Genomic DNA, 11,268 nt, shown 5'->3' with positions numbered 1-11,268 from the left:
CAACCCTCTCCCCAATGGGGAGAGGGAGCTGGATTGAGGAAGCCGGATCACTTGCTCATGCAGACCGTGCAGAGCAAGCGAGGGGAGTGAGCGCAGGCTGTGCCCATCAAGCAGTTGCAACAACCACCAGCACGCTCTCACCCCAGCACCCAATCCGCGCATTACCGATAAACCGGCCTGAATCCGAGTCCTGACTGAAATCTTGCACCGGATCGGGGCCCGCGCCCCTCCGGGGGGAGAGGGCTAGGGTGAGGGGCTGGCGGCCACGACCAGTGTCGCAACTAAAACCCACACAGCCCCGTTTCACCTACTCCTCAAGGGTCCACGCGATCAATAAACCGCCCAGCTTGGTACCGAGCAAGCCATGCCGGCCCGGGTCGAAGACCGCCCTCCCCATCCACTCCACAACGACGAGAGAGCGCCTGATTGAAGCCACCGAACCAACCGCAACTAGCGGGCACATCATGCGTCTCGCCCTGCACCGGATCGGCAACCCAACCCGGTCAAGTCCCCTCTCCCCTCCGGGGAGAGGGCTAGGGTGAGGGGCTGGTGGCTATGTCGAGCGCTGCATTCGACGTCGCCACCTGCCCCCGCCTCACCTACTCCTCAAGGGTCCACGCGATCAAGGAATCCCCCAGCTTGGTGCCGAACGAGCCATGCCCGCCGGCCATCTGCACCACGTACTGCTTGCCGGTCTTCTCGGACACGTAGGTCATCGGAGTCGCCTGGCCACCGGCAGGCAGGCGGCCCTTCCACAATTCCTTGCCGTTCTGCAGATCGTAGGCGCGCAGATAGTAATCCAGCGTTCCGCTCATAAAGGCCACTCCGCCGGCGGTGACGATCGGCCCGCCCAGTGCTGGCGTACCCACCGGGAAGGGAATGCCCAAGGGCGCACTGTCGCGGCTGGTGCCGTTCTTGTGCATCCAGACCTTCTTCATGCTGCGCAGGTCCAGCGCGGTGACGAAGCCCCATGGCGGCGTCTGGCACGGCAGGCCGAGCACCGACATGAACGGCTCCAGCCGCACCATATACGGCGCCCCCAGATTGGGCTGCAGGCCAGTCTCACCGCCGCCGGTACGCTCATCGGGGTCGACCTCGCTGCGCTTGACCATGGTCGAGATGAAGGCCAGGTAATTCGGCGCGCCGAACAGCAGCTGGCGGCTCGGATCGACCGCCACCGATGGCCAGTTGAAAGTACCCACGTTACCCGGATAGATCAGCGAGCCCTGCTCCGACGGCGGCGTGAAGTCGCCCTCGTAACGCAGCTTGCGGAACTGGATGCGGCACATCATCTGATCCAGCGGCGTACCGCCCCACATGTCGCGCTCGCGCAGCGGCTCTTGCGGGGCGTAGCTGACGGCCGATGCGGGTTGGGTCGGCGCGGTGAACTCGCCGTAGTCAGTGCCTTGGGGCACGGGCATCTCTTCCACCGGCACGATCGGCTCGCCGGTACGGCGGTCGAGGATGTGCAGATCGCCACGCTTGGTCGGCTGGATGATGGCCGGCACCTGGCCTTGTGGCCCTTCGATATCCACCAGCGTCGGCTGCGATGGCAGGTCGCGGTCCCAGAGGTCATGGTGCACGGTCTGGAATTCCCAGCGCACCTGGCCGGTCGCCAGGTCCAGCGCCACCAGGGTGTCGGTGAAACGCTCGGACTCCGGCGTGCGCGGCTGCGCCCACTGGTCCGGGGTCTGGTTGCCGGTGGGGATGTAGACCAGCCCCAGCGACTCGTCGGCAGTGGCGATGGTCCAGGAGTTTGGCGTGCTGCGCACGTAGGTTTCGCCGGGTGGCAAGGGCTCTGTGGCGTCCGGGTTACCCGGGTCGAAATTCCATACCAGCTCGCCGCTGCGCACGTCGTAGGCGCGAATCACGCCGCCGGGTGAATCCACCGCGCCGTTGTCGGTGATCGAGCCGCCGACGATGACCAGCTTCTCGGTCACCACCGGTGGTGAAGTCGGCAGGTAAACGCCCAAAGCGTCCTCACCGAGTCCAGCCTTCAGATCCACCACGCCGGCATTGCCGAAGTCCTCGCAGGGCTTGCCGTCCTCGACATCCAGCGCGACCAGAGTGCCGTCGTTGGTCGGCAAAAACAGCCTCCGCGCGCAACGCGCTACGGGCTGGTCGGACGGTGCCGTCGCTGCGGGCCCGTAGGCGTTGGCGTCATGGAAGGCCAGGCCACGGCAGGTCATGTGCTGGTAGTACTCGGCATCGCGGTTGATGCTCGGATCGAAGCGCCAGCGCTCCTCACCGCTGTCGGCATCGACGGCGATGGCGATGCTGTGCGGCGTGCAGATGAACAGATTGTCGCCAACCTTCAACGGCGTCACCTGATAGGTGATCTCGCCGGGGTCACCCTCGCCGGACAGGTCACCGGTGTGGAACTCCCAGGCCTTTTTCAACTTGCCGACGTTGTCCGGCGTGATCAGATCGGCCGTCGAATAACGATCGCCGCGGTCGGAGCCGCCGTAGGCTTTCCATTCGCCGGCAACCCGACCGGCCTGCCCCTCGGGATTCGAGCCCTGCATCTGCGCGTCGCTGAATTCACCCGTGATCGAGTGATAATCCTGGGTCAGCGAGTACCCGGCGATCAGCGCGCCGGCCAGCAGCCCCAAGCCAAGCAGGCCGCTGGCGCCATCACGCCAGACCAGCCGATCGCCGACGTAGCGATTGACGAAAGGCAGAATCAGCCAGAGCCCGAGGATGCACCAGAGGTCGATTCGCGGCGCCAGCTGCCACCAGTCGAAGCTGACTTCGTACAGCGTCCACGCCAGCGTCGCCAGCAGTAGCACCGCGTAGAGCCAGATCGCGGCGCGGCGTCGAGCGAACAACAGGCCGGCCACGCCCAGCAGTCCGATGCCGGCCAGCAGGTAGTACCAGGAGCCACCCAGCATTGCGAGGTAGCCGCCACCGACCGCCATCAGCGCTCCCAGCAGCAGAACCACCACGGCGGTCAGGGTGATGCGCATGGGCCGCGGCCCGTAATCGATACTCATGCAACGCTCTCCAGCCAATTCATCTTCAAAACAAAAAGCAAAAAGCTGGCGAAACTTTCTGACACAAAGTCTCGCCAGCTTGTAGTGGATACGATAGGCGGGGCTTTAGTTCAGCCGTTTTGCGACCGCTTACGCCGTCGCCCCGACGCTGAGCGGCTGCGTTTCAGGCCGCTTGATTACTGCGTAGATCACCCCGGCTACCAAGCTGCCGGCGAGGATTGCAGCCAGATACAACAGCGCGTGATTGATGGCGTTTGGGATCAGCAGCACGAACAGCCCGCCATGGGGCGCCAGCAGCTTCGCGCTGAAGGCCATGGACAGCGCGCCGGTCAGCGCACCACCGGCGATGCTCGCCGGAATCACCCGCAACGGGTCTTTCGCAGCGAAAGGAATCGCGCCTTCGGAAATGAAGCAGCAGCCCAGCACCAGCGCAGCCTTGCCGGCTTCGCGCTCGGTCTGGGCGAACTTGCGCCGGGCGATAAAGGTGGCGATGCCCATGCCGATCGGCGGCACCATGCCGGCGGCCATGGTAACGGCCATCGGCGCGTAGCTCTGCGAGGCGAGCAGGCCGACCGAAAAGGCATAGGCCGCCTTGTTCACCGGGCCACCGAGGTCAACGCACATCATGCTACCGAGCAGCAGCCCGAGCAGGATGGCATTGGAGGTGCCCATGGTGTCGAGGAAATCAGTGAGCCCGGCGAGCAATTTGGCCACCGGCGTGCCGACCACGTAAATCATCACCAGGCCGGTAACCAGGCTCGCCAACAACGGAATGATCAGGATCGGCTTGAGCGATTCGATACTCGCTGGCAAGGGAATCCAGCGGCTGACCGCCTTGGCCGCGTAACCGGCGACGAAGCCGGCAATGATGCCGCCGATAAAGCCCGCCCCCAGCGTGCCAGCCAGCAGCCCACCGATCATCCCCGGCGCCAGTCCTGGGCGATCAGCGATGGAATAAGCGATGTATCCCGCCAGCAGCGGCACCATAAGCTGGAAGGCCGTTTCGCCACCGATCTTCATCAGCGCGGCGGCCAGCGTGCCCTCCTCCTTGAACGCCTCGATGCCGAAGACGAACGACAGTGCGATCAGCAAACCGCCCGCCACCACCATCGGCAGCATGTAGGACACGCCGGTCAGCAGGTGCTTGTAGACGCCAGCCTTCTCGCCCTTCTGTTCACCACTTGCGCTGGCAGCGGCGCCTCCAGCGAGCACCGAGCCTTCTTCCAGCGCGCGATCCAGGGTCGCATCGGGTTGTTTGAGGGCCACGCCGGTGCCGCAGCGAAATACGCGCTTGCCGGCGAAACGGGTGACATCCACCTCGATATCGGCGGCCAGCAGCACCACGTCGGCCGCTGCGATGGCGTCCGCTTCCAGCACGTTGCGCGCACCCACCGAACCGCGGGTTTCCACCTGCAGATCGTAACCCTTGCGGATCGCGGCCTGCTGCAGGGCCTCCGCGGCCATGAAGGTGTGCGCCACGCCCGTCGGGCAAGCGGTGATGGCGACAAGTTTCGGCTTGCCGCTGGTATGCGCCGCATCCGCTTCGTCGGCATGCTGCAGTTCGCTGGCGGTGTCCGCGGCACTGCGCAGGAAGGCTTCCGGATCGAGCAGCGCCTCGGATGGCGTGGACTGGGCGACGCGCTTGCCAACGAAGCGTTGCAGCGACAGCGGCCCGGTCTTCACCACGACCACCAGATCGGCATTCGCAATCTGTGCCGGGGTCAGCGGCGAACCGATGGCTTTGGGATCGTGGACTTCCACGGCGGTCGACCAGCCCAGACGATGGGCAGCCGCTTCGAGCAGCCGTGAAGTCAGCACGCTGGTGACCATTCCGTTGGGGCAGGCCGTGACGATGAGAAGATTCATTCCTTCACCTCTTGTTCGAATTATTGGCTGAGCGACTGCAGGCGCACCGCAGCTTCAAGCTCGGCGAGTCCAGCCGTGTCGGTGATGCCGAACCCAACCTGCCCGACCGCCTGCGCGGCGATGGCCGTGGCCTGTGTGAGGGTGCGCTCTGCCGGCCAGCCTTCCAGCAAACCGTGAAGCATCCCGGCAAGCAGCGAGTCGCCTGCACCGACGGTGCTGACGACCCGAACCTTGGGCGGATTGGCATGCAGCGTGGCGCCTGGCGAAAACCAGCTGACGCCATTGGCGCCCTGCGAAATAACCACGTGCTCGATGCCTTCGGCTTGCAGTCGTCGCGCTTCGGCTGTCAGCGCTGCCGACTCGTTGAGTTCGACGCCACGGGCCTCGGCCAACTCTTCCTCGTTGGGCTTGATCAACCAGGGCGTGACGGCCAGCCCGTCACGCAACGCGGCGCCACTTGTATCCAGCGCCACCCGCGCGCCGAGCGATTTGAGGGTGTTCAGCATCTCCACGAACCACTGGCTGTCGATGCCCCGCGGCAAGCTGCCGGCGACCACAACCAGCTCATGAGCCGGGACCAGACGCTTCAGCCGCGCCAGCAACTCGGCGCGCTGCGCCTCGCTCACCTTGAGCCCTAGGCCGTTGATGTCGGTGACCTGCCCGTCCGCTTCGGCCAGTTTGATGTTGCTGCGGGTATCGCCCGGCACGCGGACGAATTCGTCGGCAAATCCACGTGCGGCGAACAGCTGCTCGAAGGCTTGCGGGTTGCCTTCGCCGAGAAAACCAGTAACGGTCAGCTGGTGGCCGAGATCGGCCAGCACCTGCGCCACGTTGATGCCCTTTCCGGCGGCATGCACCTGCAGGCTTTCGCTGCGATTGACTTCGCCCAGGCGCAGCGACGGCAGCTGCACGGTCAGGTCCAGGGCCGGGTTGAGAGTGACGGTCAGCACGCGAGCCATCAGCAGTGCTCCCCGACGAAGGCGCGAACTTCATGGGCGCCGGGCAGCATCAGGGCTTGCTGGGCCAGCCTCTGGCAGGTCGTGAAGTCCAGCTCGCGCACCCTCGCTTTCACCAGGGCAATGCTGCGCGCCGAGACGCTCAGTTCGTCCACGCCCAAGCCCACCAGCATCGGCACCGCCAATGCATCAGCGGCCAGCTCGCCACAAACGCCAACCCACTTGCCGTGGGCATGGGCGGCCTCGACCGTCATGCCGATCAGGCGCAACACCGCCGGATGCAAGCCGTCGGCCTGGCCAGAGAGCGTCGGATGGCCGCGGTCGATGGCCAGGGTGTATTGCGTCAGGTCATTGGTGCCGATGCTGAAGAAGTCGACTTCCTGCGCCAGCACCGGCGCGATCAAAGCTGCTGAGGGGATCTCGATCATGATGCCGACCTGCAGGTCAGCTACTGGCAGCTCCACGCGCAGGCGATCGACCATGGCTTTGGCGGTGCGCCACTCGTCAATATTGCCGACCATGGGGAACATGATCCGCAACGGGCGGCCATCGGCCGAAGCGAGCAAGGCACGCAGCTGGGTCTCGAGGATGTCCGGGCGTTGCAAACTCAGGCGAATGCCGCGCACGCCCAGAAACGGGTTTTCCTCGGCCGGCATCGGCCAGTACGGCAGCGGCTTGTCACCACCGACATCCAGCGTGCGCACCACCAGCGGACGCCCTTGGAGGGCTTCCAGCACACGGCGGTACTCGGCTTCCTGAGTCGCCTGATCCGGCGCCTGGGAATGGTTCATGAACACCAGCTCGGTACGCAGCAGGCCGATGCCTTCGGCGCCCATCGCCACCGCTTCCGGGGTTTCGCCGGCAGCGCCGATGTTGGCAGCGATCTCTACCGGATGGCCGTCGCGGGTGATGGCCGGCTCCAGGCGACGCTCATTTGCCAGGCGCTTGCGCTCCTCGCGGGTGGCGCGCTCGTTGCGGGCCTGGTCCAGCTGCGCATCGGTTGGGGCGACCAGCAGTTCACCGCGCTCGCCGTCAAGCAGCAGCAAGGTGTTTGGCGCTAGCCCAAGCACACCCGGCCCAGCACCGACTATCGCCGGAATGCCCAGCGCGCGGGCGATGATGGCGCTGTGCGAAGTGGCGCCGCCGCCAGCGGTAAGAATGCCTGCGACCCGCTGGGCATTGAGCGTGGCGACGTCCGAAGGCGCCACCTCGTCCATCACCAGGATGTAGGGCTCATCTGGGGCCTGATCGGCTTCCACACCAGTCAGGCAGGCCAGCACGCGACGCCCGACGTCACGCAAATCGGCCGCACGTTCGGCCAGCAGCTTGTCGTGGAGCGCCTCCTGCTGCTGCGCCGCAGTTTCGATTTCCTCCATCCAGGCCGCTTCGGCGCTCAGTCCCTTTTGCAGCCGAACCTGCACTTCCTCGCGCAACGCCGGGTCCTTGAGCATGGCCTGATGGGTGGTGAAGATGTCGCGGATGCTGGCGACCTGACTCTCATCGATCAGCGTGCCGATCTCCGCATGGACCTTGTCCAGCGCCGCATCCAGCCGCTGTAGTTCGATCACCGGAGACTCGCCGCGCTTGGGGTAGTCGATCACCTGCGGCTTGCGTACCAGGACCGGACCGATGGCGATGCCGGGCGCGGCGGCGATGCCGATGACCTGCTCGCCGGCCCGCAAGACGGGCACGTCCTGGGCTGCCTCATTCAGTTGCACGGCCCGCGGCTCCGCCGGCGCCCCGCCGGCCGGCAGCGGCTCGATTTCCTCGCCCAGCCCTTCTTCCACCGCGCGGACCAGCGCCGGCAACGCATCGTCGGCGATCGAGGGCTCGGCGATGAACTCCAGCACCTGGCCGCGATGCGAGCCCATCGCCAGCAGCTTGCTCAGGCTCTTGGCCGAAACGCCCGCGCTCTGGCTACCAGCCAGACGCACTCGAATCTCGCCGGCGAAGGCCTGTGCGACCTCGGTCAGCACCTTTGCCGGGCGGGCATGCAAGCCATGGGCGTTAGCCAGTGGCACCTGGGCACTCGGCCAGTCTGCAGCCACTTCTCCGCCCAGGGCTTCGAGCACTGTGCGACTGGACGTTGCCTGACTCAGCTCCTGCCCGCGGCCTTCGATCAGCAGGTTGCACAGGCGCTCGAGCATCGCCCGATGCGCTTCGCCCAGGCTGGCCAGCACGAAAAGACCGTTGAGGGGCTGGCCTTGGTGTTCAAGATTCGACGCCGGCGTAACGAACGCCAGTCCAGGGCGCTGCACCGATTGCTCGCTGCTCAGCCACCAGAGGCCATCACCCAGCGGCAACGCCTGGCCAAGCGGCAGGCTGGCATTGAAGCCTGGCTCCACGCACTGCGCGCGCTTGAGCAACCTGACGCCCTGCCAGGCCAGCTCGTCGAAATCATCCGCAGCGACACCCAGCGAGACCAGCTCGCCATCCAGCGCCAGCGCCTGTGGCGCACCCTGCAGCAGGTCGATGATGGCTTCGGGGCTTTCGGCTTTCTGCAGCGCCTCGCTCAGATCGCCTTCACCCAATGCTCGGGTCAGCAGCTGTAGCAGGCGCAGGTGTTCGTCGGAACGCGCAGCGATACCGATGGCCAGATACACCAGCTGGCCGTTGCCCCAGTCGACGCCGGCCGGAAAATGCAGCAGCCGCACGCCGGTGGTGAACACCTGATCACGGGTTTCCGGCGTGCCATGGGGAATCGCAAGGCCCTGACCGAGAAAGGTCGAGCCCTGCGCTTCACGCGCACGCAGCCCGTCCAGATAACCCGGCGCGACCAGCCCGTCGGCGACCAGAACTTCACCCAGCAGGGCCAGCGCCGCTGGCTTGTCCGCCGCGGCCTGATGCATGTGGATGTGCTGTGCATTCAACTCAAGCATGGAGAACTCCTGCGGGGCTCGCGATTGTTGTGGCCGACGGTCGCGCCGGCTTTGCCCGAATCCTGGGCTGGCGCTTCAGACCGAAACACTGCTGAAACGTTTCACCTAAGGCTGGCACATTACGCAATATTGGGTAATTCTAGAAGCCCGAGTTCATACCACCCGTCTCAGGACCCTCTGTTGAAACTGACCGACATCGCCCGCCTCGCCAACGTTTCGGTAACCACCGCCAGCTATGTGCTCAATGGCAAGGCCGCGCAGCGCCGTATCAGCATGGCCACGGTCGAACGGGTGATGGCCGTGGCCGAACAGCAGGGCTTTCAGCTCGACCAGCAGGCTGCCGGCCTGCGCCGAGGGCAGTCGCGCACCCTCGGCTTCATCGTTCCGGATCTGGAAAACCCCAGCTACGCACGTCTGGCCAAACTGCTCGAGCAGCGCGCGCGGCAGCGCGGCTACCAGCTGCTGATCGCCGGCACCGACGACGAGCCGGATACCGAGCGCCAGGTCATCCAGCTGCTGCGCTCGCGCCGCTGCGATGCGCTGATCGTCGCCAGCTGCCTACCAGTCGACGACCAGAGCTATCGCAAGGTGCAGGAGGCTGGCACGCCGGTGATCGCCCTCGACCGTGCGCTGGACGCCGAGCATTTCTGCTCGGTGGTCAGCGATGATTGCGAAGCGGCCGCCCTGCTCACCCGCTCGCTGGCAGTTCCGGCCGCCGCCCATATCGCCCTGATCAGCGCACGCCCGGCATTGCCCATCAGCCAGCAGCGCGAGGAAGGTTTTCGCCAGGTACTCGCGCAGCACACGGGGCAGGTCAGCATCCTGCGTGCCGACCAGTTCAGCCGTGCCTGCGGACGCGAGCAGATGCTCGCCCTGCTCGAGCGCGGCCCGCTGCCCGATGCGCTGATCACTACCGCGTACGTCTTGCTCGAAGGCGTATTCGATGCGCTGCGCGAGCGCGATCTGCTGTGGCCAGAGCAGCTGCGGCTGGCGACCTTTGGTGACGCGCAGTTGCTGGATTTCCTGCCGATCCGGGTCAATGCGATTTCCCAGCAGCACCAGCAGATCGCCGAGCAAACCCTGGAACATGCAATCCGCGCCATTGAGCAGGGCGAGTACCGTCCCGGGGTGATCGCCATCGAGCGCGAGCTGAAAGTGCGACGTCTCTGATCCGCCCCCTTGCGGGCGCTGCCGCGCTGGCGGAAGCTTGTGTCTTTTCGAACACACCCGCCTTCCTGATGAACATCGACCAGATCACCCAACGCCTGCACGCCATCCGCGATCAGAACGACTGGCAGCGCTTTCACAGCCCGAAAAACCTCGCCATGGCCGCCAGCGTGGAAATGGCCGAGCTGGTAGAAATATTTCAGTGGCAGACCGAGGACGAGTCGCGCCAGCTTTCGGCCGACAAACTTGAGCATGCCGGGCAGGAAGTCGGCGACATCCTCATGTACCTGCTCTTGATGTGCAGCGAGCTGGGCATCGACATGGAACAGGCACTGCTGGCCAAGTTGGCCGACAACGAGCGGCGGTTCGCCCGATGAGCGACCGGCATTTCGACGAGCTGGCGACGCGCTTCGCCGAGAAGATCTACGGCGGCGCCAAGGGTGCGATCCGCCTTGCCGTGCTGCAGGCCGACCTGACGGAAGCCCTGCCGCAACGGCCACTGCGGGTGCTGGATATCGGCGCCGGCCTCGGCCATATGAGTCTGTGGCTCGCCCAGCAGGGCCATGATGTGACCCTGGCAGAACCGGCAGAGCCGATGCTGGAAGGCGCGCGCAAACAGTTTGCCGCAGCCGGCCAGCAGGCAACCTTCATTCAGGCGCCCTGGCAGACAGTCGAAAGCCAGGTCGAGGGCCGCTTCGATCTGGTGATCTGCCACGCGGTGCTGGAATGGCTGGCCGAGCCCCAGGCGATCCTGCCGGCGCTGCATCGCCTAACATCGGCCGATGGCTGGCTATCGCTGGCCTTCTACAACCGCGACGCGCTGATCTACCGCAACCTGCTCAAGGGCCATTTCAAGAAACTGCGCAGCCAGACCTATGCCGGCGAGCGCCAGAGCCTGACGCCTCAGCAGCCGCTGGACCCACGCGAGCTGGCGGCGCAACTCGCACCGCACTGGCAGGTCGAAACAACCAGTGGCGTGCGCGTATTCCATGACTACATGCCCGCCGATTTCCAGGCCCGCACCGAGCCTGCCGAACTGATCGAGATGGAACTGGCCTACCGCCGCCATCCACAATTTGCCGGTCTCGGGCGCTACCTGCACTGGATGTGTCGGCCGCTCTGAGCCGACCGGGAGGTACCGATGTCGATCCGCGCCATGCTGCCGGTGCTCTGCCTGGGCCTTGCAGCCTGCCAGAGCCAGAACCCCTATACCGACGAATCCGCGCCGATTCCTCCGGCGCCACCGATCGAGCAGATCCAGTCACCGGTCTATCCGGCGGCGCCAAGGGACTTTTCCAGCTACCAGAACTGGAGCTGGCAAGCACCACCGGCCGGCACCGCGTCGATCACCGGCGAGGAGCTGCAGGAAATGGTCGCCGGCGCGCTCGATCAACTCGGCTTGCGCCC

The 11,268-nt window shown here is 65.5% G+C and carries 7 protein-coding genes and 1 pseudogene; 4 read left to right on the top strand and 4 right to left on the bottom strand.

The window, feature by feature from the left end; translation table 11 throughout:
• Positions 1-599: 599 nt before the first annotated feature.
• The 4 genes from LO50_RS18995 to ptsP form a co-directional block, all read right to left on the bottom strand.
• The gene (locus LO50_RS18995; RefSeq protein ID WP_044315995.1) at positions 600-2,993 is read right to left on the bottom strand and encodes a membrane-bound PQQ-dependent dehydrogenase, glucose/quinate/shikimate family; all 2,394 of its coding nucleotides are present in this window, start codon (positions 2,991-2,993) and stop codon (positions 600-602) included.
• 129 nt (positions 2,994-3,122) lie between these two features.
• A complete protein-coding gene (locus LO50_RS18990; RefSeq protein ID WP_044315994.1) occupies positions 3,123-4,859 on the bottom strand; it encodes a PTS fructose-like transporter subunit IIB in 1,737 nt (578 codons plus the stop codon).
• 20 nt (positions 4,860-4,879) lie between these two features.
• Complete coding sequence (gene pfkB / locus LO50_RS18985; protein WP_044315993.1) at positions 4,880-5,818, bottom strand: 1-phosphofructokinase; 939 nt, start codon at positions 5,816-5,818, stop codon at positions 4,880-4,882.
• A complete protein-coding gene (gene ptsP / locus LO50_RS18980; RefSeq protein WP_044315992.1) occupies positions 5,818-8,694 on the bottom strand; it encodes a phosphoenolpyruvate--protein phosphotransferase in 2,877 nt (958 codons plus the stop codon). The genes pfkB and ptsP overlap by 1 nt, the downstream gene beginning before the upstream one ends.
• Before the next feature lie 180 nt (positions 8,695-8,874).
• Between ptsP and cra the strand changes: the two genes are divergently transcribed.
• The 4 genes and pseudogenes from cra to LO50_RS18960 all read left to right on the top strand — a co-directional run.
• Complete coding sequence (gene cra / locus LO50_RS18975) at positions 8,875-9,864, top strand: catabolite repressor/activator (RefSeq protein ID WP_044315991.1); 990 nt, start codon at positions 8,875-8,877, stop codon at positions 9,862-9,864.
• A gap of 68 nt (positions 9,865-9,932) precedes the next feature.
• Positions 9,933-10,238 carry a nucleotide pyrophosphohydrolase gene (locus LO50_RS18970; protein ID WP_044315990.1) on the top strand — a complete coding sequence of 102 codons (306 nt, stop codon included), beginning with the start codon at positions 9,933-9,935 and terminating at the stop codon, positions 10,236-10,238.
• Entirely contained in the window at positions 10,235-10,984 is a 750-nt protein-coding gene (locus tag LO50_RS18965; protein WP_014821425.1) for a methyltransferase domain-containing protein, read from the top strand. Before LO50_RS18970 ends, LO50_RS18965 begins: the two co-directional genes overlap by 4 nt.
• 18 nt (positions 10,985-11,002) lie before the next feature.
• Positions 11,003-11,268: pseudogene (locus LO50_RS18960) on the top strand (DUF4136 domain-containing protein); the annotation flags it as partial.

This window comes from Stutzerimonas stutzeri (assembly GCF_000935215.1).
GTDB lineage: Bacteria > Pseudomonadota > Gammaproteobacteria > Pseudomonadales > Pseudomonadaceae > Stutzerimonas.
The sequence above is the reverse complement of the archived record's forward strand: the minus strand, read 5'-3'. Positions and strand labels throughout refer to the sequence as shown.

What these genes read in the sequence shown, in the direction of transcription:
- LO50_RS18990 (WP_044315994.1), bottom strand. Translation starts at nt 4,859, where the DNA reads ATGAATCTTCTCATCGTCACGGCCTGCCCCAACGGAATGGTCACCAGC.
- LO50_RS18965 (WP_014821425.1), top strand. Translation starts at nt 10,235, where the DNA reads ATGAGCGACCGGCATTTCGACGAGCTGGCGACGCGCTTCGCCGAGAAG.
- LO50_RS18995 (WP_044315995.1), bottom strand. Translation starts at nt 2,993, where the DNA reads ATGAGTATCGATTACGGGCCGCGGCCCATGCGCATCACCCTGACCGCC.
- pfkB (WP_044315993.1), bottom strand. Translation starts at nt 5,818, where the DNA reads ATGGCTCGCGTGCTGACCGTCACTCTCAACCCGGCCCTGGACCTGACC.
- ptsP (WP_044315992.1), bottom strand. Translation starts at nt 8,694, where the DNA reads ATGCTTGAGTTGAATGCACAGCACATCCACATGCATCAGGCCGCGGCG.
- LO50_RS18970 (WP_044315990.1), top strand. Translation starts at nt 9,933, where the DNA reads ATGAACATCGACCAGATCACCCAACGCCTGCACGCCATCCGCGATCAG.